Consider the following 21,994-nt stretch of genomic DNA (forward strand, 5'->3'; position numbering starts at 1 on the left):
GGCGGCGGTGAGCGCCAAGTCCCGAAGCGAACTCGACGCGCTGACGGCGAACCGGGAGAAGGTCCGCCGCGCGGCGGCCGCGCAGATGCGGAAGCCCTGGGAGCAGGGGCGCCCGCCCGTCGTCCGGCCTGTGCCGGTGCTGGCTCGTCGTGGAACGCGAGTGTCAGCGCTCTTCTTCGGCGGCTGCTGCGGGAGTGGCCGTCAGGCGCTCAGTCTCGTCCTGTATCTCAGCGGCGATCTTCTTGAGTTCCGGCTCGAACTTGCGGCCATGGTGGGCGCAGAAGAGCAGTTCTCCGCCGCTCAGCAGGACGACGCGCAGGTATGCCTGGGCGCCGCAGCGGTCGCAGCGATCGGCGGCCGTCAGTGGGCTCGCGGGGGTCAGAACAGTAGTCACGTCGCCTCTTCTCTAGCTCGACGAGCTGTCGTACCAGGGTCAACATCCAACCAGCCCGAAAACGTTCCCGCTCGTGGCTTTTCCTGGAAAAAATCTCTCCGGGGCGGCTGTCTGTTGCCGGTTGGCGGCGAATGTGCCGTATTGCGTGTCTTTGTGTCTTACGGGTTCGCGCTGTCGGTCGGGGGTCGGTCCTGCCGGCTGGGTTGCCGGTTGTTCATGAGGACGTGCCCGGAGCCTAAATGGTTCATGCCTGGAAGGGAACGTGATGTGTACTTCACTCAATCGAGGGATCGAACGTGTATGCGACTCTGGACTAGTGTGAGGTCCGGACGAGGGTGGCGTTACACCGGCTCTACCAGGCCTCGGTACCCTCTGAGCGGCAACCGAAGCCGTGCCCTTACCCAGAAGGGCCTCACCTGAAATTCAGCGAGGAGCGAACCGCGTGACCGCCGAGACGTCCGTGCCGTCCACAGCGCTGCTGGCAGGAGCAGACCGGGACGGTTCCAACTACACCGCGCGGCACCTGCTCGTCCTTGAAGGGCTTGAAGCCGTGCGCAAGCGCCCGGGCATGTACATCGGGTCCACGGACAGCCGGGGCCTGATGCACTGCCTGTGGGAGATCATCGACAACTCCGTCGATGAGGCCCTGGGCGGTTACTGCGACCACATCGAGGTGATCCTCCACGACGACGGCTCCGTCGAGGTCCGGGACAACGGCCGGGGCATCCCGGTCGACGTCGAGCCCAAGACCGGACTCTCCGGCGTCGAGGTCGTCATGACCAAGCTGCACGCCGGCGGCAAGTTCGGCGGCGGCTCGTACGCGGCCTCCGGCGGTCTGCACGGCGTGGGTGCCTCCGTGGTGAACGCCCTGTCAGCGCGGCTGGACGTCGAAGTGGACCGCGGCGGTCACACGCACGCCATCAGTTTCCGCCGCGGCGTCCCTGGAGCGTTCGCCGCGATGGGGCCCGACGCCAAGTTCGAGGCCACGGGCGGCCTGCGCAAGACCAAGAGGGTTCCCAAGACCCGCACGGGCGCGCGCGTCCGGTACTGGGCCGACCGCCAGATCTTCCTGAAGGACGCCAAGCTCTCCCTGGAGCACCTGCACCAGCGGGCCCGCCAGACCGCGTTCCTGGTCCCGGGCCTGACCATCGTCGTCCGCGACGAGTACGGCCTCGGAGAGGGCGGAAGCAAGGGCGAGGAGTCGTTCCGCTTCGACGGCGGTATCAGCGAGTTCTGTGAGTACCTCGCGACCGACAAGCCGGTCTGCGACGTCCTCCGCTTCTCCGGCCAGGGCACCTTCAAGGAGACCGTCCCGGTCCTCGACGACCACGGCCAGATGACACCCACCGAGGTCACCCGTGAGCTCGGTGTGGACGTCGCGATGCGCTGGGGTACCGGCTACGACACGACCCTCAGGTCGTTCGTCAACATCATCGCCACGCCCAAGGGCGGCACCCATGTCGCCGGCTTCGAGCAGGCGATCGTGAAGACGGTGAACGAGGTGTTGCGCGCCAAGAAGCTGTTGCGCGTCGCCGAGGACGACATCGTCAAGGACGACGCCCTGGAGGGCCTCACCGCGGTCGTCACCGTCCGCCTGGCCGAGCCGCAGTTCGAGGGACAGACCAAGGAGGTCCTCGGCACGTCCGCGGCCCGCCGCATCGTGAACACCGTGATCTCCAAGGAACTCAAGGCGTTCCTGACGTCCACGAAGCGCGATGCCGCCGCCCAGGCCCGAGTGGTCATGGAGAAGGCGGTCGCCGCGGCCCGGACCCGCATCGCCGCCCGCCAGCACAAGGACGCCCAGCGCCGTAAGACGGCTCTGGAGTCCTCGTCACTGCCCGCCAAGCTCGCGGACTGCCGCAGTGACGACGTGGACCGCAGCGAGTTGTTCATCGTCGAGGGAGACTCCGCGCTCGGCACGGCGAAGCTCGCCAGGAACTCCGAGTTCCAGGCGCTGCTGCCGATTCGGGGCAAGATCCTCAACGTTCAGAAGTCGTCCGTCACCGACATGCTGAAGAACGTCGAGTGCGGCGCGATCATCCAGGTCATAGGAGCCGGCTCGGGCCGCACCTTCGACATCGACACGGCTCGCTACGGCAAGATCATCATGATGACCGACGCCGATGTCGACGGCTCGCACATCCGATGCCTGCTCCTGACGCTGTTCCAGCGCTACATGCGGCCCATGGTCGAGGCGGGCCGGGTGTTCGCCGCGGTGCCGCCGCTGCACCGCATCGAGCTGGTCCAGCCGAAGAAGGGCCAGGACAAGTACGTGTACACGTACTCGGACCGTGAGCTGCGCGACAAACTCCTGGAGTTCCAGAGCAAGGGGGTCCGGTACAAGGACTCCATCCAGCGCTACAAGGGCCTCGGCGAGATGGATGCCGACCAGTTGGCCGAGACGACGATGGATCCGCGTCACCGCACTCTGCGCCGGATCAACCTCGCTGATCTGGAGGCCGCGGAGCAGGTCTTCGATCTGCTGATGGGCAACGACGTGGCACCCCGCAAGGAGTTCATCTCGGGCTCGGCGGCCACGCTGGATCGGTCGCGTATCGACGCGTAGCCGCTGGAAGGTGTTCCGGGGTCTCCACCCACGGGTGGAGGTCCCCGGACTGGGGATCCACCCGTGATCCACCCCGGCTCCGATGTCCCGACCTGCGAGTTTCCGTAGCGTCGAAGGCGTCGGCAGCGCTTGCTGTCGGCATCCCTTCCTCGCTACGGAGGCTCTGATGCCCGGGCTCGTCAACGCGCTGGTGATCGTGGCCGTGGTCGTCCTGGTGGTGTCCCGGCAGTTCCGTCCGAGCCGCATCGACGCCGGCAACCGGTGGTGGCTCGTGCCCGTGATCCTGGCCGTGGTGGCGCTCCGCGAGCCGCACATGGTCGACGCCCATCACCGGACGGCGTCGGTCGTCCTGCTCGCCGCCGAACTGCTCACCGGCCTCGCCACCGGAGCCGCCTGGGCCTGGACGACCCGGATATGGGCGGAGCCGGACGGGGCGGTGTGGAGCAGGAGCACCAGAGCGAGCGGGGGAGTCTGGGCCGTCGGCATCGGACTGCGTGGCGGCCTCTACGCGCTGGGCGCGGGGTTGGGGCTGCAGCAGGACTCGTCCGCGCTGCTGCTCGCCCTGGCGGCCACCCTCCTCGTACGCTCCGGGATCCTCGCCCTGCGAGCCCAGTCCCTGCGCCCGGCTGTCGCTGCGGGCCCGCCGGCGTACGGTGACAGCATGTCCCGGCCCACGTGGAAGGAACGTGTGTGACCGAGAACGCCTGGACACGCTGGCCTTCCCGGGAAGCACTCGGGCCCGCCGAATCCTCCGGTGCCCGTCGGTTGCTCGGCTGGGTCGTGCGCGGCCTGGTACTCGGCATGTTGCTCTGGGGTGTCTTCACCGGCGGTCACGTCCGGGGCTGGGGTGCGATCGGAGCCGCAGCGGGCGTCCTGTTGGCCGCGTTTTTCTCCTGGGCGCTCTACCGCACCACCCTCACCCACCGGCTCCTGCCCTCGCTGGCACTCATGACAGCACTGCTGACAGTCGCGGTCGCCGCCCAGACCGTGGGCTTCAGGGTCCCCGCCCTCGTCATCTGGTGCGGGTGCGCGGTCACCGCTCTGGAGCGGCTGCCGATCGCGGCCGCCGTGCCGGTGGCGACAGTCGCCCTCGCGTCGTACGCGGCGGTCAATGACGACGCCTGGCTCACCACAGCGGTGACGACGGGCGGACTCGCCCTCGCGGGTTACGTGCTGCGGTTGGACGCCGAGGCGCGTGGCAACGCCCAGCGGCTGCTCGTCCAGGAGCGAGCGGCGCGGGCGGCCGAGGCGGACTCGGCGGCGCTGGCGGAGCGAGCCCGCATCGCACGGGATATCCACGACGTGCTGGCGCACAGCCTCTCGGCGCAGCTCGTGCACCTGGAGGCGGCTCGGCTGCTGATCGAGCGCGGGGCCGACCGGGAGCAGATCCTCGAACGAGTGGTGGCAGCGCGGGGAATGGCTCGAGACGGCCTTGCCGAGACCCGGCACTCGCTGTCGGCCCTGCGCGGCGAGCTGACTCCGCTGGAGGACTTCCTGGCCCAGTTGGTCAGTACGACCGACAACGCGGAAGCCACCATCACGGGTGAGCGCAGCCCCTTGCCGGCGGAGGCGTCCCAGGCTGTACGCAGGGTGGCCCAGGAAGCCCTGACCAACGTCCGCAAGCACGCCACAGGGGCCAAGGTACGGCTGTGGCTGGAGTACGGCGAGCACCAAGTGACGCTGGTCGTACGGGACTCGGGTGGGCCGCCGGGCGACCTCGCCGGAGCGGGCGCCGGGTACGGTCTTCTGGGTATGCGGGAGCGTGCTGAGCTGCTGGGCGGTTCACTGGAGGCCGGGCCGGACGAGGAGGGGTTCGTGGTGTCGCTGAAGGTGCCCGTATGACGGAGGATGGGCAGCGGCCGGCGCGGGTGGTGGTCGTGGACGACCAGACCGTGGTCCGCGAGGGGATCGTGATGCTGCTGGGGCTGCTTCCCGGCATCGAGGTCGTGGGAGCCGCCGGGGACGGCAACGAGGCGGTGCAGCTCGTCGACGAACTCGCCCCGGACGTGGTGCTGATGGATCTGCGCATGCCCCGCTGCGACGGGGTGGAGGCGACCCGTCGCATCCGGGCGGAGCATCCAGGGACACAGGTTGTGGTTCTCACGACCTATGCGGACGACGAGTCGCTGTTCCCCGCGCTGAGAGCGGGAGCGCGGGGCTATCTCACCAAGGACGCGGGGGGTGACGAGATCGTGCGGGCCGTACGGAGTGTGCTGTCCGGGGACGCGGGCCTGTCACCGAGCATCCAACGGCGTCTGCTGGAACGCCTGTCGGCTCCTGAGCCGCAGCCCGCGACGTTCGCGGAGGTGCCGGACGGACTCACCACGCGTGAGACGGAAGTGCTGGTGCTGATCGCCGAGGGCCTCAGCAACCAGGAGATCGCCCACAATCTGCATGTCTCCACGGCGACCGTGAAAACCCACATCAACAATCTCTTCGCCAAGGCGGGACTCAAGGACCGTGCGCAGGCCGTGCGTTACGCATACGCGAGGGGCCTGGCGAAGCCACCCGCGAAGTGAGTCACCTGATGGGGTGAAGAGCGCGGAGAAGAAGAGTCGGGGATCTATCCCTTCTGTCCATCCTTGGGCATGCAGTCAAGCAACGGTCGCCCCCGCGGAGTCGGCAGGGGCGACGAGAGTTCGGTCGACCACCACGACGTCCATGATCTCGCTTCCACGGATGCGGCCGGAGACGTGAGGTACGACGACCCCTGGTACGACGCCCTCGCATCCGGCTGGGGTGAGTCGGGCGGCGCCGGTGTGCCTGTGCCTGCCCACTCGTCCGGACGCCGGGAGTACGAGGCCCCTGTTGCCGCCGCGGCCGACGTGTATTTGGAGGTCCAGCGCAGTGAGGCCTTCCAGGAGGTGCGCAGTCGCTACCGGAAATTCGTGGTCCCGGCGGCGGCGGGGTTCTTCGCCTGGTACCTGGCCTACGTGGTGACCGCCACGACCGCGCCGGGACTGATGGCCCGGCCCGTGGCGGGCGCCGTGAACGTGGCGATGGTGGCAGGGCTCGGACAGTTCCTCACGACCTTCCTGCTCACCTGGGCGTATGCCCGGCACGCGAGGCTTCGCCGGGATCGGACCGCGCTGGAACTGCGCTGGGACACCCAGGAACTGACGCGCGGTCTGCGGGGAGGTTCAGCGTGACGGTCGACCATCAGACGCTGGCCCTGCTGCTGTTCAGCGCGTTCGTCGCGGTCACTCTGGGGATCACGACGTGGGTGAGCAGGCATCGGCAGGGTTCGGCGGAGGAGTTCTACGCGGGCGGCCGTCTCTTCTCCCCGATGGAGAATGGTTTTGCCATCGCGGGCGACTACATGTCGGCCGCGTCCTTCCTCGGGATCTCCGGGCTGATCGCTCTCTTCGGGTACGACGGGCTGCTGTACTCGGTCGGATTCCTTGTGGCCTGGCTCGTGGTGCTGTTCCTGGTCGCGGAACTGGTCCGAAACTGCGGGCGGTTCACGCTCGCCGACGTGGTCGTGTCCCGGATGAGCGAGCGTCCCGTCCGGATCGCGGCCGGGGCGTCCTCGGTCACCGTGTCGGTTCTGTATCTGGTGGCGCAGATGGTGGGCGCGGGCAGTCTGGTCGCGTTGCTGCTCGGCGGGACCAGCGGAGCGGCACAGGCCTGGACGGTCATCGGGGTCGGTGCGCTCATGGTGATCTACGTGTCGTTCGGAGGGATGCGGGCCACCACTTGGATCCAGATCGTCAAGGCGGTGCTGCTGCTCGCCGGCACCATCACCCTGACCGTTCTCGTCCTTGTGAGGTTCCGCGGTGACTTCGACCAGTTGCTGCTCACAGCGGCGGAGCGCAGTGGTCATGGCAAGGCGTTCCTGGCGCCCGGCCTGAGGTACGGCGGAGACTGGACGGCCCGCCTCGACTTCATCAGTCTGGGTCTCGCGTTGGTGCTGGGCACGGCCGGGCTGCCGCACATCCTGTCCCGCTTCTACACCGTGCCCACCGCACGGGCCGCACGGCGTTCCGTCGTCTGGTCGATCGGGCTCATCGGCGGCTTCTATCTGATGACGATCGTCCTCGGTTTCGGCGCGGCGGCGATCGTCGGACCGGACGCCGTACGTGGATCGAACGCGGCCGGGAACACGGCCGTTCCGCTTCTCGCCCTTGATCTGGGCGGCGGGCCGGACTCCACGGGTGGCACGGTCTTCTTCGCGATCGTCGCCGCGATCGCGTTCGCCACGATCCTCGCGGTGGTCGCCGGGATCACGCTGGCCTCTTCGGCGTCCGTGGCCCACGACCTGTACGCGTCGCTGCGTCGTCCGCAGGCCAAGCCGCGCAGCGAGGTGGCCGTGGCACGGACCGCCGCGGTCGGTGTCGGGGTGGTCGCGATCGCTCTCGGCCTGTTGGCGCGGGATCTCAATGTGGCGTTCCTGGTGGGCCTCGCCTTCGCGGTGGCCGCGTCCGCCAACCTGCCGGTGCTGCTCTACTCACTGTTCTGGCGCGGTTTCACCACCCGTGGTGCCGTGTGGTCCGTCTACGGCGGCCTGATTCCGGCGATGGCCCTCGTGGTGCTGTCACCGGTGGTGTCGGGCAGCCCGGAGTCGCTCTTCCCCGACGTCGACTTCCAGTACTTCCCGTTGCAGAACCCCGGACTCGTCTCGATCCCGTTGGGCTTCCTCGCCGGCTGGCTCGGCGCGGTCACCTCGGCGGAACTGCCCGACGAGGCCAAGCACGCGGAGACCGAGGTGCGCTCGCTGACGGGGGCGGGGGCCGTGTAGGAGACCGCGCCTCAGCGCCGTAGGAGCCAAGCGGGGCGGGCCAGGCCGCGCCTCACGGACGAGTCGCCCATACGTAACGGTGTTCCGGGCGGCCGGCGTCGCCGTACTTGAGGGTGAGTCGGGCCCGCCCCGTGCGCTCCAGCAGCTTCAGATAGCGCTGGGCGGTCTGGCGGCTCACCCCTGTGCGCTCGGCGATCTCGTGGGCCGACAGGGGGCCCTCGGCGTTCATCAGGGACTGCCGTACGAGCTCCGCGGTGGTAGGAGAGTGCCCTTTGGGCAGCCCGGGCTCGGACGGTGTCGACAGGGCGCCGAAGATGCGGTCCACCTCGGCCTGTTCCGCCTCGCCGCCGCCGTCCAGGGTGCGCCGCAGCTGCGCGTAGGCCTCCAGTTTGGCGCGCAGCCCCGAGAAGGCGAACGGCTTGACCAGGTACTGCAGGGCACCATGCCGCATGGCCGCCTGCACGGTCGTCACGTCCCGGGCCGCAGTGACCATGATCACGTCGGTCTGATGGCCGCGCCGACGCATCTCCTGGACGACCTCCAGCCCCGTCTGGTCCGGCAGATAGTGGTCCAGCAGCACCAGGTCCAGACGGTCGGGCCCCTCCAGCCGGCTCAGCGCCTGGGCCGCGTTGTGCGCGACACCGGCCACATGGAAGCCCGGGACCTTCTCCACGTAGGCGGCGTTGACACGCGCCACCCGGGTGTCGTCGTCCACCACCAGGACCTCGATCATCACGACTCCTCCTCGGGGGCGGACTGCGGTGCGGCCGGCGTGCTGAGCGCCGGTTCCCGGTCCGGCACGGCCAGTGCCTCGGGCAGGACGACGGTGAACTCCGCGCCCCCGTCGCCCGCCGCACCGACCGTAGCGCTGCCACCCTGCCGTTCGGCGAGCCTGCGCACCAGGGACAGCCCGATTCCGCGCTTCCGATGGGCCGGAGGCGTCTTCGTGGACCATCCGTCCATGAAGATCAACTCACGCTGTTCCTCGGGGATTCCGGGCCCCGTGTCACGGACCCGGAGGATGACGGTACGTCCCTCCGCCCGCAGCTCGACCTCCACGCGGGCGTGCAGGGTGCCCGCGACGGCGTCCAGCGCGTTGTCTACCAGGTTGCCCACCACCGTGACCAGCCCACGAGGGTCGACCAGCCGGTCCGGCAGCCGGGTGTGGTCCGTGACCCACAGGGCCACTCCACGCTCGGCCGCCACGGTCGCCTTGCCGACCAACAGCGCGGCGAGCAGCGGGTCATGGATCTTCTCGGTCACCTGTTCGGCGGTGACGCGGTGGTCGCCGACGACCTCACCGACGAACTCCACGGCGTCCTCGTACATCTCCAGTTCCAGCAGCCCGAGCAGTGTGTGCATGCGGTTGGCGTGCTCGTGGTCCTGGGCGCGCAGCGCGTCGATCAGGCCGCGCGTGGAGTCGAGTTCCCGGCCGAGCTGCTCCAGTTCGGTGCGGTCGCGCAGGGTCGCCACGGCGCCGCCGTCATCGGTGGGCATGCGGTTGGCGACCAGCACCCGCTGACCGCGGACGGTGAGCAGGTCGGTGCCCGACACCCGGCCCGCCAGGACGTCCGCCGTACGGCCCTCGCCGAGCGCTTCGTCGGGGGAGCGGCCGACGGACTCGTCCCCGATGCCCAGCAGCCGCTGTGCCTCGTCGTTGAGCAGGCGGACGCGGCCCGCGCGGTCGAGGGCGACGACGCCCTCCCGGATGCCGTGCAGCATCGCCTCGCGCTCCGCGAGCAGCCCCGAGATGTCCGAGAAGGCGAGGTCACGGGTCTGTCGCTGGACCCGGCGGGAGATGAGCCAGGCGGCCAGCGCGCCGACGGCCAGGGCGCCTCCGGCGTACGCGAAGAGCCCTGGGATCGCGTGGATGAGCCTGGCCCGCACGCTGTCGTACGCGATCCCCACCGAGACCGCGCCGACGATGCCGCCGTGGCTGTCGCGCAGCGGCACCTTGCCGCGCGCGGAGCGGCCCAGGGTGCCGCTGTCGATCTCCATGACCTCCTTGCCGGCCAGCGCCAGGTGGGGGTCGGTCGAGACGGTCCTGCCGATCTCTGAGGGAGTCGGGTGGGACCAGCGCACGCCCCGCCGGTCCATCACCACGATGTATTCGGCGTTCGTGGCCTTGCGGATCCGTTCCGCGATCTTCTGGACGGGCCCGTCGGCCGTCGGAGGTGTGGTCCTGACCTCGTCGGCGATACCCGGTTCGGCGGCCGTGGTCTGCGCGATGGCGAGCGCGCGGCGCATCGCCTGGTCGTCCAGCTGAGCGCTGAGCGGCGCGAGGAACAGTCCGGTCGCGAGCACCGCCACTCCCGCGGCGATCGCCAACTGCATCAGCAGTACTTGCGAGAACATGCGCCTCGGCAGTCCGAGGCGCAGGCGGCGGGCGGGGGGAGTGGGGCGCATACCCATGACGGTACGTGGAGGTGCCGGAGCTGCCGTAGGGGTGTGGCGTGGATTACTACGTGACTCGTTTCGGGCCCCGAGTCGCCCGTTCGGGAGCGCCCGCACGGCCCGTTCAGGAGTGCCGGTGCCGGCCGCTCAGGAGCGCCGACGCCGGTCAGCTCGCGAGCGCCCTGGTGGTGGTCAGCTCGCGGACCTCCACCACGTCCATCCGGGCGGGTGCGCCCAGCACCGACGCTCCGCAGCTCTCCGGGCGGGCCGGCAGCGACGCGCCCTGGGCCACGACGACGCGCCACCGGCGTCCGTCGGTGTGTGCGACGGTCACCTCCCAGCGGGGTGCGGCCCCCTCCGTGCGGATCACGGCCAGAGTCTGCGCCACGTACTCGCCCACGGCCGTACGCACGGCCAGTTCGGCCGCCTGACCGGGACGCTCCCAGGCCGAGTTCCCCCGGCAGCCCTCCACCACGATCCGCCCCTCCCGCGTACTGTGCAGGACCTCCTTGACGGCGTGGGCCTCGGCCCTGCCGTAGGCATAGCCGTACGGCAGCACGAGCAGCGTCGGGGAGAACCGATGACCGCCCAGGTGGGTGACCTCCCAGACACCTTCGACCCCGGAGGCCGCCAGCTCGGCCGCGAGAGGCCGTCCGAGGAGGGCGCAGCAGCGGTCACGCTTGCCGTTGGTGCACACGAGTGCGAGCGGATCGCCGGTGTGGGGCCGGCCGTCGAGCGCGGAGTCGAAGGTGCGGTGCTCCCCACGGCCGAGCGCGGCGAAGTCGATGTCGAGCAGCCGACGCGGGTCGTGGGTGGTCGCGGAGCGCAGCCACACCCCGCCGGGCACGGTGTGGGCCGCGTACACCTGGCGTGCGGTCGGCGGGCCGCTGTCGGCGTGTCGTCCGGGGCGGCGGATGAGCGCGACGCGTACGCCGGTGCCCTGCGCGGCCGTCTCCAGGGCACGGCCCAGCGCGGGGTCCAGGTGGCTCGAGGTGAGCGCCTTGGCACCCCAGGGGCCGGCCTGCTCCAGGAGCAGCCAGGTCGTCGCGGTGGCCGCCGTTCCGGACATCGGTTCGTCGAGAATCCGGGAGACGGTTGAGCACGTACTCACACAGGTGAGCCTAACCTGACTTGGAGCGGAGTGGCTGCCGGGTGGCGTGTGTCCTACTCCGGCAGGGGTTGCGGCGGGCGTGGGCCCACATAGTGGCCGCTCGGGCGCATCCGCAGCGGACGTTCCCCGTACTCCTCCAGGGCGTGCGCGATCCAGCCCGCCGTGCGGGCCACCGCGAAGATCGTCTCGCTTGCAGTGGCGGGCATGCCGGAGGAGGCGGTGAGCACGCCCAGGGCCAGGTCGACGTTGGCGTGCAGCGGAGCGTGACGAGCGGTGGTGGCCACGATGTCGCGGGCCGCGGCCAGGGCCGGTGCGGCCACGGGGATGTCCTCCAGGAGGTCGAAGAGGGCACGCGCGCGCGGGTCCTCGCCGGGGTAGAGGCGATGGCCGAGCCCGGGAATGCGCCGGCCGGCCCGCAGCTCGTCCGCGATCACGGGAGCCGCGTCGCCCTGGTCGATCACCTCGAGCAGCAGCTTGTGGGCGAGCCCGCCGGCCGCGCCGTGCAGCGGCCCTTCGATCACGCCGAGCCCGGCGGAGACGGCGGCGTAGGCGTGCGCGCGGGCCGACGCGGCGACGCGTACCGCGAGGGTGGAGGCGGCGAGGTCGTGGTCGATGAGCAGGGCGAGTGCCGTGTCCAGCGCACGCAGGGATGCCTCGTCGGCCGTCCGGTTGCTGAGGCGGGCCCACAGCCGGTGAGCCAGCGGGCCGTCGTCCCGATGATCGTGCCGGGCGGGGGGCAGGGCGGCGACCAGGGTCGGGATCAGGCTGCGCGCCGTACCGAGCACGGCTTCTTCCGAGAGGTCGAAGCGCAGCGGGTCCGCGGCCGCGGCGGCGATGGCAGCGACCCGCAACCGGTCGGTCGGCGCGGTGTGTCGGGGCAGCGCGTCGACGGCGCGACGGGCGGCCGTGACGGCGGCCTCAGGCGCCGTGAAGGTGGTACCGGGGCGCAGCTGCCCGGTCCACAGCCACTCGGCCACCTCTTCGTAGGAGTGGCGCGCGGCCAGTTCGGTCGCGTCCACGCCGCGGAAGTAGTAGCGGTCGGTGTCGATGAGCGTGATGCGGGTGCGTACGGACAGCTCGCCCCCGGTGCCGGAAGTGGCGCTGCTCTCCCGTCGGTTGCGCCGGGCGAGCCCCTCCACCTCCTCGGCGTCGAAGGTGCTGCCCCGGCCGCCGGGCGCCCGCCTGCTGCTGAGCTGCCCACGGCTCACGTACGCGTACACGGTCTCGGGCTTCACGCCCAGCAGCTCGGCGGTCTCTTTGGTGCTCAGCCGTTGTCCGGCCGGGCCGGGGTGGGGTTCGTGATCGCGCATAAGACATCACCGTATCCGCAGACAGTTCTATTGATCACGTGTATTGATTCAATCAATGTTGACATGGATTTAGTCAACCGTGGACAGTTGCAGCAAGTCCAGGGAGGAATCATGTCCGTCAACAGGTCGGCAGCCGCTCTCGTCGAGGTACCTCGCGGGCTCGCGGGAGTCGTCGTCACCGACACCGAGATCGGGGACGTCCGGGGAGCCGAGGGCTTCTATCACTACCGCCAGTACTCCGCGGTCGAACTCGCGCGGGCCCGTGGGTTCGAGGACGTATGGCATCTCCTGGTCCACGGTGAGCTGCCGGACCCCGCTCGCTCCGCGGCCTTCGCCGTCGAGACCGCCGAGCTGCGCCGGCTGCCCCCCGAGGTCTGGGCCGCGCTGCCCGCCGTCGCCGCGACGGGCGGGGATGCCGGACCGCTGGCCGGGATGCGGGCCGCGTTGTCGCTGCTGGGCGCCGCGAAGGGCTTTCGCCCGGTGTACGACCTCGACGCGGACCAGCGCCGCGAGGACACCCTCGTCGCGACCGCGGCCGTACCGACGCTGCTTGCCGCACTGCACCGACTGGGCCAGGGGCTCGACCCCGTGCAGCCCCGCGAGGACCTCTCGTACGCGGCCAACTACCTCTACATGGTGACGGGTTCGGAGCCTAGGCCGCAGCGGGCCCGAGCGATCGAGCAGTACTTGATCTCGACCATTGACCACGGATTCAATGCATCAACGTTCACGGCTCGGGTCATCGCGTCCACGGGGGCGGACGTGTCGGCGTGCCTCGTGGGAGCGGTGGGGGCGTTGTCCGGTCCGCTGCACGGTGGTGCCCCCAGTCGTGCGCTGGACACGCTCGACGCGATCGGTACGCCGGACCGCATTGACTCCTGGATCCGCGAGCGTGTCCTGGCCGGCGAACGGATCATGGGCTTCGGTCACGCCATCTACCGCACGCAGGACCCTCGTTCTCAGATGCTCCGTGAGATCGCCCTGCGTTTCGGCGGTCCACGAGTCGACTTCGCCGTCGAGGTCGAACGGCACGTCGAACGGATCCTCGCCGAACTGAAGCCCGGCCGGGAGCTCCACACCAACGTCGAGTTCTACGCCGGCGTGGTCATGGAGCTGTGCGGTCTGCCGCGCGAGATGTTCACGCCCACCTTCGCGGCGGGACGTGTGGTGGGCTGGAGCGCCAACATCCTGGAACAGGCGGCCGACTCGAAGATCATCAGGCCGGTGGCGCGGTACGTGGGGCCGGGGGCACCGGTCGAGGTGCCGGGGGCCGCCTGACACGCGTGTGGCCTGGTGCCGTTCGGGCGCCAGGCCTCATCGGTGGTGATCGAGCAGGGACGGGGTGACGGGCTGCTCGCCGGGTGGGTGCCCGGGGCGCTCAGCGGTTCTGTGCGTCCGGGACGGGTCTACGGGACGGGTCTGGGGTGGACACGTGCTCGTGGGGGTCAGGCGTCGGGGATGTCCGCCTTGGCGCGAATCAGGGTCTCCCGGCTGACGATGACGATGCGCTCGTAGTCGGCGCGGGCGGCGTCGGCGGGGAGTTCGCGCTCAAGCGCCTCGGTGGCCTCGGTGCCGATGACGGCGAAGTTGCCGTCGCTCAGCTCGAACACGTCCGGGCAGGTGGCTCCCGAGTTACTGCCTCGGGCGCTCGGGGGCACACCGATGCGGCGCACGATCTTCAAAGGTACCGGTCCTTACGAACAGAAAGCCTGGGCATAGTGGTGGTGAGCACGCTAGCGGTGTTGGTGAGGCCCTTGTGGCTGGATGGCCAAAAGTCACTCAGGCGTGTCTGTGCCGTTTTTGTGTTGACCGGCTGGACGGGCCGGACGTCAGGTCAGTCGGTCGGTGGGTCGCCGACGACCCACCACTCGTCGGTGTCGGCTTCGTCGAGGTCCCTGACGAGTCCGTCGACCATGTGTCCCAACCGGGCTTCCACGGACGACTCGTTCAGGGTGGCCCGCATGTGCCTCGACGCCTCCCAGTACTCGCGGAACACCGGACTCTGGAAGAACTCCCGCAGATGGCGGTAGAGCTCCTCCCGGTCCAGGCTTCCCGCCCGGTGCAGGTGGTAGAGGTGGACATACCAGGCGTTGGCGTAGAAGAACTGGCGGCGCCTCTCCGCCGGGATGCTCTTGTCGTACGTGTCGATCACTTCCGCGAGGGAGGGGTCGTCCAGCGCCCTGACCAGCAACTCCCACTGCATGCGCTGCTGATGGGCCAGCGCCTTGCGCCGAATCGCCAGCTCGTCGAGTTCCAACTGCCTGTCATGCAGACGCGCCTTCTCCAGCCGCCACTGACGCACCGCCACCGTCGCCGTGGCGGTGGCAGCCAGGAGAGTGAGCGCGGCGGAACCCAACCTTCCCGCAGAGGACTTCTGTGTGGCCATGTCAACCCCCGAATCAGGCGGCGGTCCGCCGGTCGTCGGGGTGCGGGTCGACTGAAGGGGACCGGCGAGCGGTGGGCGGCGCTTGCCGTCTCCCAGGGTGCCGAGCGGCTCTGATCGGCGGGGGAGGCGGAGAGGGGCGCACGGAGGGATGGGAGGGTCGCACGAACCGGCGCCTTGCCCAACGTCTGCCCCGCGAGCACTGCTAACAATCGTTCACCCAGCGGTCATTCTTCCGGCTCGTATCCTGGGTGGGCATTCAATCCTCGTACGTGCGCAGGGCAACGATCCGGCGCACGCGGTGGCGTGAGAGAGGTAGCGCGTTGAGTCGGATCCCGCGGCAGATCCCGGTTGTCGTCCTCGCCGGATTCCTCGGCTCCGGCAAGACCACCCTGCTCAACCACCTCCTCCACCACAGTGGCGGAAGCCGGATCGGCGCCCTCGTCAACGACTTCGGCGCCATCGAGATCGACGCGATGGCCGTGGCGGGCGCGCTCGGCGACTCCACCGTCTCCCTCGGCAACGGCTGCCTGTGCTGCGCCGTCGACGCCAGTGAACTCGACGTCTACCTGGAGCGACTCGCCCGCCCCGGCACCGGTGTCGACGTCATCGTGATCGAGGCCAGCGGGCTCGCCGAGCCTCAGGAACTCGTCCGCATGGTGCTCGCGAGTGAACACCCCGGGATCGTGTACGGGGGCCTCGTCGAGGTCGTCGACGCCGCCGAGTTCGACGCCACCCGCGCCCGGCACCCCGAGATCGACCGGCACCTCGCCCTCGCCGACCTGGTCGTCGTCAACAAGCTCGACCGGGCCGAGGACGGTGAACGCGTCCTCGGGCTGGTCCGCTCCCTCGTCGACCGTGCCGCCGTCGTGCCCGCCACCCACGGCCGCGTCGACCCCGAGTTCCTCTTCGACTGCCGGCCGAGCGAGGAGCGCGTCGGGCAGCTGTCCTTCGACGATCTCAGCGACCGGACGGAGGGCCACGACCACGGCTCCCACCTGCACTCCGGCTACGACAGCGTGTCCTTCGGCTCCGAGGTGCCGCTCGACCCACGCCGCCTGATGCGGTTCCTCGACAGCCGGCCCGAGGGGCTGTACCGGATCAAGGGGTATGTCGACTTCGGGCCGTACGACCTTCGCAACCGCTACTCGCTGCACGCCGTCGGGCGGTTCCTCCGGTTCTACCCGGAGCCCTGGGCTGCCGCCGACGACCGCCTCACCCAACTCGTCCTCATCGGCTCGGACATCGACGCGGCCGCTCTCGGCAAGGAGCTGGAGGCGTGCAAGAGCGACGCCCCACACGCCGATGAGCACGGCATGTGGGGCGTTCTGCGCTACGTGACCGATCCGGAGGAAGAAGACCCTCCAGGAGTCCAGGAGCTCTGAGGCGCGGGGCGGGTCCTAGACCGGTCCCGCCACGACCGCCACCGTCTTCCCCAGCGACACGCCCGAACCGTCCCGGCGCGGGTCCATCTCCGGGAGGTCGGCCGGGGTGCCGTTCTTCTGGGCCGCCTTGGCCGGAGTGGCGCCCGCCCAGGCCAGGGACAGACAGTCCTCGCCCTTGAGGAACCGCTGGCAGCGGACACCGCCGGTGGCCCGGCCCTTGCGCGGGTACTGGTCGAACGGTGTCAGCTTGGCCGTGGTCTGCACGTAGTCGTCGAGCGTGCCGCGCGAACCGGCGACCGTGAAGACGACCGCGTCGGCGGCCGGGTCGACGGCCGTGAAGGAGATGACCTTCGCCCCCTCCACGAGCTTGATGCCGGTCATGCCGCCCGCCGGACGGCCCTGCGGACGGACCTGCGCGGCCTGGAAACGCAGCAGCTGGGCGTCGTCCGTGATGAAGACCAGGTCCTCCTCACCGGTGCGCAGCTCGATCGCGCCGACGATCCGGTCACCCTCCCTGAGGCTGATGACCTCCAGCTCCCCCTTGTTGGTCGGATAGTCCGGGACCACCCGCTTGACCACGCCCTGTTCGGTGCCGATCGCCAGGCCGGGGGACGACTCGTCGAGCGTGCTCAGACAGACCACCGTCTCGTCCCCCTCCAGGGAGACGAACTCCGACAGCGGGGCGCCGCCGGAGAGGTTCGGCGTCGCCGCGGTGTCCGGGAGCTGGGGCAGGTCGACCACGTTCAGCCGCAGCAGGCGCCCGGTGGACGTCACCACGCCGATCTCGCCGCGCGCGGTGGCCGGCACCGCCGAGACGATCACGTCGTGCTTGGCTCGTCCGGCGTCCTCGTCCGCCGGGAACGGCTCACCGTTGGCCGTACGGGCCAGCAGCCCCGTCGAGGACAGCAGCACCCGGCACGGGTCGTCGGCCACCTGGAGCGGCACGGCCGCCGTCGGGTTACCGGCCGACGACAGCAGGACCGTACGTCGTTCGGTGCCGAACTTCTTGGCCACCGCGGCCAGTTCGGCGGAGACCAGCTTGCGCAGCTCGGCGTCCGACTCCAGGATCCGGGTCAGCTCCGCGATCTCCTCGTTGAGGCGGTCCTTCTCCGCCTCCAGCTCGATGCGGTCGTAGCGGGTGAGCCGGCGCAGGGGCGTGTCGAGGATGTACTGGGTCTGGATGTCCGACAGCGAGAACGTCTCCATCAGGCGTTCCTTCGCCTGGGCGGAGTTGTCGCTGGAGCGGATGAGGCGGATCACCTCGTCGATGTCGATCAGCGCGGTGAGCAGGCCCTCGACCAGGTGCAGCCGGTCGCGTCGCTTGGTGCGGCGGAACTCGCTGCGGCGGCGCACGACCTCGAAGCGGTGGTCCAGGTAGACCTCGAGGAGCTCCTTGAGGCCCAGGGTGAGCGGCTGGCCGTCGACCAGGGCCACGTTGTTGATGCCGAAGGACTCCTCCATCGGCGTCAGCTTGTAGAGCTGCTCCAGGACGGCCTCGGGCACGAACCCGTTCTTGATCTCGATGACCAGACGCAGACCGTGCGCGCGGTCGGTGAGGTCCTTGACGTCCGCGATGCCCTGCAGCTTCTTCGAACCGACCAGGTCCTTGATCTTGGCGATCACCTTCTCCGGACCGACCGCGAAGGGCAGCTCGGTGACGACGAGACCCTTGCGGCGCGCCGTCACGTTCTCCACCGCGACCGTGGCGCGGATCTTGAAGCTGCCGCGGCCCGTCTCGTACGCGTCGCGGATACCGGTCAGGCCCACGATGCGGCCGCCGGTGGGCAGGTCGGGGCCCGGGACGTGCTTCATCAGGGTGTCCAGATCCGCGTTCGGGTGGCGGATCAGGTGACGGGCGGCCGCGATCACCTCGGACAGGTTGTGCGGCGGCATGTTGGTGGCCATGCCGACCGCGATGCCCGAGGCGCCGTTCACCAGGAGGTTCGGGAACGCGGCGGGCAGGGCCCCCGGTTCCTGTTCCTGGCCGTCGTAGTTGGGGGCGAAGTCGACCGTGTCCTCGTCGATGGACTCCGTCATCAGGCTCGCCGCCTGGGCCATCCGGCACTCGGTGTACCGCATCGCGGCCGGCGGGTCGTCGTTGCCCAGGGAGCCGAAGTTGCCGTGCCCGTCGACGAGGGGGACACGCATCGAGAAGGGCTGGGCCATACGCACGAGGGCGTCGTAGATCGACGCGTCGCCGTGCGGGTGCAACTTGCCCATCACCTCGCCGACGACGCGGGCGCACTTCACATAGCCGCGGTCGGGGCGCAGGCCCATCTCGCTCATCTGGTACACGATGCGGCGATGCACCGGCTTCAACCCGTCCCGGGCGTCCGGCAGGGCGCGGGAGTAGATGACCGAGTACGCGTACTCGAGGTACGAGCCCTTCATCTCGTCCACGACGTCGATGTCGAGGATCCGCTCCTCGTACGAGTCGTCGGGCGGCGGGGTCTTCGTGCTGCGGCGGGCCATCGCTGCCGGCTCCTCCTGTTTACTGGTCGCTCGCGTACTGGGCGCTCGCTGGCTGAAGCGTGAACGGCATCTGACGCGGACCATTGTGGACCGCGGCACTGACAACGCGGACCAGGCCCCGGCCTCAGCTGCTCGGCCCGGTGCGGGGAGACGCCTCCCCCACGACTGTCCGCAGGCTACGCGATCCGCTGTCGGCGTACGCCCCCCGGGAACTTCGCCGAGGCCTCACGCGCTTGCATACAGTGGCAGGACCGGCAGGAAAACCGCGGTTTCCACGACCGCGACCGCGATCGAAGGGACGTACATGCCCATGGGTCACACGGCCACAGCCCAGGCAGGCTCCGGGGGCCTGACAGCGACCGAGCACCGCCTGGCCAACGGCCTGCGCGTGGTGCTCTCCGAGGACCACCTGACCCCGGTCGCGGCGGTGTGCCTCTGGTACGACGTCGGTTCGCGCCACGAGGTCAAGGGCCGTACGGGCCTGGCTCACCTTTTCGAGCACCTGATGTTCCAGGGCTCCGGACAGGTCAAGGGCAATGGCCACTTCGAGCTGGTCCAGGGCGCGGGCGGCTCGCTCAACGGCACCACCAGCTTCGAGCGCACCAACTACTTCGAGACCATGCCGACCCACCAGCTGGAGCTCGCCCTCTGGCTGGAGGCCGACCGGATGGGTTCCCTGCTGACCGCCCTCGACGAAGAATCGATGGAGAACCAGCGGGACGTCGTCAAGAACGAACGACGGCAGCGCTACGACAACGTCCCCTACGGCACCGCGTTCGAGAAGCTCACCGCGCTCGCCTACCCGGAGGGCCACCCCTACCACCACACCCCGATCGGCTCGATGGCCGACCTGGACGCGGCCACCCTGGAGGACGCCCGCGCGTTCTTCCGCACGTACTACGCGCCGAACAACGCCGTCCTGTCGGTGGTCGGCGACATCGACCCGGAGCAGACGCTCGCCTGGGTCGAGAAGTACTTCGGGTCCATTCCTTCGCACGACGGCAAGCCCGCCCCGCGCGACGGCGCGCTGCCCGACGTCATCGGCGAGCAGTTGCGCGAGGTCGTCGAGGAGGAGGTCCCGGCCCGAGCCCTGATGGCCGCCTACCGGCTCCCGCACGACGGCACCCGCGCGTGCGACGCGGCCGACCTGGCGCTCACCGTCCTCGGCGGCGGCGAGTCCTCCCGCCTCTACAACCGGCTGGTACGGCGTGACCGCACGGCCGTCGCCGCCGGCTTCGGCCTGCTGCGGCTGGCCGGGGCGCCCTCGCTGGGCTGGCTGGACGTGAAGACCTCCGGCGACGTCGAGGTGCCGGTCATCGAGACCGCCATCGACGAGGAGCTCGCCCGGTTCGCCGAGGAGGGCCCCACGGCCGAGGAGATGGAACGCGCCCAGGCCCAGTTGGAGCGCGAGTGGCTGGACCGGCTCGGCACGGTCGCGGGCCGCGCCGACGAACTGTGCCGCTACGCCGTCCTGTTCGGCGACCCGCAGCTCGCCCTCACCGCGGTCGGGCGCGTTCTCGACGTGCGCGCCGAAGAAGTCCAAGAGGTCGCCAAGGCCTGCCTGCGCCCCGACAACCGCGCGGTGCTCGTCTACGAGCCGACCACCACCGAAGCCGAAGACGCCGAAGCCACCGACGAGAACGACGAGGAGGCGGCCCAGTGAGCGAGCTCGCCGCGATGCAGTTCCACCCCCAGCCCCAGGCGGGCGAGGCCAGGCCCTGGGCGTTCCCGGCCCCCGAGCGCGGAACGCTCGACAACGGCCTGACCGTCCTGCGCTGCCACCGCCCCGGCCAGCAGGTCGTCGCCGTCGAGGTGCTGCTGGACGCGCCCCTGGACGCCGAACCGGCCGGTCTTGACGGCGTTGCCACCATCATGGCGCGGGCGTTCTCCGAGGGCACCGACAAGCACTCGGCCGAGGAGTTCGCCGCCGAGCTGGAGCGCTGCGGCGCCACCCTCGACGCGCACGCCGACCATCCCGGCGTACGGCTCTCCCTCGAAGTCCCCGCCTCCCGCCTGGCCAAGGCCCTGGTCCTGCTCGCGGACGCCCTCAGGGCGCCCGCGTTCGCGGACAGCGAGGTCGAGCGGCTCGTCCGCAACCGCCTCGACGAGATCCCGCACGAGCTGGCCAACCCCTCCCGGCGCGCCGCCAAGGAGCTCTCCAGGGAGCTGTTCCCGGCGACCTCGCGGATGTCACGCCCCCGCCAGGGCACCGAGGAGACGGTCGAGTCCATCGACTCGGCGGCCGTCCGGACCTTCTACGAGAAGCACGTCCGCCCGGCCACCGCCACCGTCGTGGTCGTCGGCGACCTCACCGGCGTCGAGCTCGACGAGCTGCTCGGTGACACCCTCGGCGCCTGGACCGGCTCCTCGGCCCAGCCGCGTCCCGTGCCGCCGGTGACCGCCGACGACACCGGCCGGGTCGTCATCGTGGACCGCCCCGGCGCCGTCCAGACGCAGCTGCTGATCGGCCGCGTCGGCCCCGACCGGCACGCGCGCGTGTGGCCCGCCCAGGTGCTCGGCACGTACTGCCTGGGCGGCACCCTGACCTCCCGTCTGGACCGCGTCCTGCGGGAGGAGAAGGGCTACACCTACGGGGTGCGGGCGTTCGGGCAGGTCCTGCGCTCGACCCCGGACGGCTCGGGTGCCTCGATGCTCGCCATCAGCGGCTCCGTGGACACGCCGAACACCGGTCCCGCCCTGGACGACCTGTGGACGGTGCTGCGCACGCTCGCGGCCGAGGGCCTGACCGACGCCGAGCGGGATGTCGCCGTCCAGAACCTCGTCGGGGTGGCGCCGCTGAAGTACGAGACCGCGGCGGCGGTCGCGGGCACGCTGGCCGACCAGGTCGAGCAGCACCTGCCCGACGACTTCCAGGCGACCCTGTACCAGCAGCTCGCCTCGACGGGCACCGTGGAGGCGACCGCGGCGGCTGTGAACGCCTTCCCGATCGACCGTCTGGTGACCGTCCTCGTCGGTGACGCCGCGCAGATCAAGGAGCCCGTCGAGGCCCTCGGTATCGGCGCGGTCTCCGTCGTCTCGGCGGAATAGCGACACGTAGCGCCGCGTAGCGACACGCGGGAGCCACAGCAGTGCCCGGGGCCCTGGTGACCTGAGCGTCACCAGGGCCCCTCGATGTCCGAATTGAGGGAGAGGTTGCCTGTCTGCCCTGTGGCATGCACTACAAAACCCGTGATCGGTTTGGGGATTGAAAGTCGCCCCGCTTAGCGTCTTCCGGGCTGTC

The 21,994-nt window shown here is 70.1% G+C and carries 18 protein-coding genes; 10 read left to right on the forward strand and 8 right to left on the reverse strand.

The genetic code is table 11. The annotated features are described in order from the left end of the window. Nucleotides 1–163: 163 nt before the first annotated feature. Nucleotides 164–394: a hypothetical protein gene (locus ABZ027_RS00005; RefSeq protein ID WP_356762621.1), complete on the reverse strand. Its 231-nt coding sequence runs from the start codon at nucleotides 392–394 to the stop codon at nucleotides 164–166. A gap of 442 nt (nucleotides 395–836) precedes the next feature. Here ABZ027_RS00005 and ABZ027_RS00010 point away from each other — a divergent pair, with 442 nt between their 5' ends. The 6 genes from ABZ027_RS00010 to ABZ027_RS00035 all read left to right on the forward strand — a co-directional run bounded on the left by ABZ027_RS00010 (nucleotide 837) and on the right by ABZ027_RS00035 (nucleotide 7,698). Next, the gene (locus ABZ027_RS00010) at nucleotides 837–2,960 is read left to right on the forward strand and encodes a DNA topoisomerase IV subunit B (protein ID WP_356762623.1); all 2,124 of its coding nucleotides are present in this window, start codon (nucleotides 837–839) and stop codon (nucleotides 2,958–2,960) included. Between the two features lie 166 nt (nucleotides 2,961–3,126). After that, on the forward strand, nucleotides 3,127–3,654 hold the full coding sequence (locus ABZ027_RS00015; RefSeq protein ID WP_356762625.1) for a DUF1453 domain-containing protein: 528 nt from the start codon (nucleotides 3,127–3,129) through the stop codon (nucleotides 3,652–3,654). Continuing rightward, entirely contained in the window at nucleotides 3,651–4,802 is a 1,152-nt protein-coding gene (locus ABZ027_RS00020; RefSeq protein ID WP_356762627.1) for a histidine kinase, read from the forward strand. The genes ABZ027_RS00015 and ABZ027_RS00020 overlap by 4 nt, the downstream gene beginning before the upstream one ends. Next, a complete protein-coding gene (locus tag ABZ027_RS00025; RefSeq protein ID WP_356762629.1) occupies nucleotides 4,799–5,479 on the forward strand; it encodes a response regulator transcription factor in 681 nt (226 codons plus the stop codon). Before ABZ027_RS00020 ends, ABZ027_RS00025 begins: the two co-directional genes overlap by 4 nt. Nucleotides 5,480–5,548: 69 nt before the next feature. After that, complete coding sequence (locus tag ABZ027_RS00030) at nucleotides 5,549–6,109, forward strand: DUF485 domain-containing protein (protein WP_356762631.1); 561 nt, start codon at nucleotides 5,549–5,551, stop codon at nucleotides 6,107–6,109. After that, complete coding sequence (locus ABZ027_RS00035) at nucleotides 6,106–7,698, forward strand: cation acetate symporter (RefSeq protein WP_356762633.1); 1,593 nt, start codon at nucleotides 6,106–6,108, stop codon at nucleotides 7,696–7,698. Before ABZ027_RS00030 ends, ABZ027_RS00035 begins: the two co-directional genes overlap by 4 nt. Nucleotides 7,699–7,750: 52 nt before the next feature. On the opposite strand, the gene ABZ027_RS00040 is transcribed toward ABZ027_RS00035, so the two are convergent. The 4 genes from ABZ027_RS00040 to ABZ027_RS00055 form a co-directional block, all read right to left on the reverse strand. Then, nucleotides 7,751–8,431, reverse strand: a complete 681-nt coding sequence (locus ABZ027_RS00040) for a response regulator (protein WP_356763411.1) — start codon at nucleotides 8,429–8,431, stop codon at nucleotides 7,751–7,753. After that, nucleotides 8,431–10,104 (reverse strand): sensor histidine kinase, encoded by a 1,674-nt coding sequence (locus ABZ027_RS00045; protein WP_356762635.1) that lies wholly within the window; start codon nucleotides 10,102–10,104, stop codon nucleotides 8,431–8,433. The genes ABZ027_RS00040 and ABZ027_RS00045 overlap by 1 nt, the downstream gene beginning before the upstream one ends. A 154-nt stretch (nucleotides 10,105–10,258) precedes the next feature. Further along, entirely contained in the window at nucleotides 10,259–11,203 is a 945-nt protein-coding gene (locus ABZ027_RS00050; protein ID WP_356762638.1) for a sucrase ferredoxin, read from the reverse strand. Between the two features lie 53 nt (nucleotides 11,204–11,256). Then, entirely contained in the window at nucleotides 11,257–12,513 is a 1,257-nt protein-coding gene (locus ABZ027_RS00055) for a citrate synthase (RefSeq protein ID WP_356762640.1), read from the reverse strand. A gap of 111 nt (nucleotides 12,514–12,624) precedes the next feature. Between ABZ027_RS00055 and ABZ027_RS00060 the strand changes: the two genes are divergently transcribed. Then, complete coding sequence (locus ABZ027_RS00060) at nucleotides 12,625–13,791, forward strand: citrate synthase/methylcitrate synthase (protein WP_356762642.1); 1,167 nt, start codon at nucleotides 12,625–12,627, stop codon at nucleotides 13,789–13,791. Nucleotides 13,792–13,958: 167 nt separating this feature from the next. Here the strand turns inward: ABZ027_RS00060 and ABZ027_RS00065 are convergent, their stop codons facing one another. Together ABZ027_RS00065 and ABZ027_RS00070 are read right to left on the reverse strand one after the other, a co-directional pair. After that, nucleotides 13,959–14,195: a hypothetical protein gene (locus tag ABZ027_RS00065; protein ID WP_356762644.1), complete on the reverse strand. Its 237-nt coding sequence runs from the start codon at nucleotides 14,193–14,195 to the stop codon at nucleotides 13,959–13,961. Between the two features lie 152 nt (nucleotides 14,196–14,347). Beyond that, nucleotides 14,348–14,899, reverse strand: a complete 552-nt coding sequence (locus ABZ027_RS00070; protein WP_356762646.1) for a DUF6082 family protein — start codon at nucleotides 14,897–14,899, stop codon at nucleotides 14,348–14,350. A 320-nt stretch (nucleotides 14,900–15,219) separates the two neighbouring features. On the opposite strand from ABZ027_RS00070, the gene ABZ027_RS00075 reads away from it, so the two are divergent. Beyond that, a complete protein-coding gene (locus ABZ027_RS00075; protein WP_356762648.1) occupies nucleotides 15,220–16,281 on the forward strand; it encodes a GTP-binding protein in 1,062 nt (353 codons plus the stop codon). 15 nt (nucleotides 16,282–16,296) lie between these two features. On the opposite strand, the gene ABZ027_RS00080 is transcribed toward ABZ027_RS00075, so the two are convergent. Then, complete coding sequence (locus ABZ027_RS00080; protein ID WP_356762649.1) at nucleotides 16,297–18,753, reverse strand: DNA topoisomerase IV subunit A; 2,457 nt, start codon at nucleotides 18,751–18,753, stop codon at nucleotides 16,297–16,299. 304 nt (nucleotides 18,754–19,057) lie between these two features. On the opposite strand from ABZ027_RS00080, the gene ABZ027_RS00085 reads away from it, so the two are divergent. Continuing rightward, a complete protein-coding gene (locus ABZ027_RS00085; protein WP_356762651.1) occupies nucleotides 19,058–20,416 on the forward strand; it encodes a pitrilysin family protein in 1,359 nt (452 codons plus the stop codon). Further along, nucleotides 20,413–21,801: a pitrilysin family protein gene (locus tag ABZ027_RS00090; RefSeq protein WP_356762653.1), complete on the forward strand. Its 1,389-nt coding sequence runs from the start codon at nucleotides 20,413–20,415 to the stop codon at nucleotides 21,799–21,801. Before ABZ027_RS00085 ends, ABZ027_RS00090 begins: the two co-directional genes overlap by 4 nt. Nucleotides 21,802–21,994 lie beyond the last annotated feature (193 nt).

It is taken from the genome of Streptomyces sp. NPDC006332 (assembly GCF_040612855.1).
Taxonomy (GTDB): domain Bacteria; phylum Actinomycetota; class Actinomycetes; order Streptomycetales; family Streptomycetaceae; genus Streptomyces.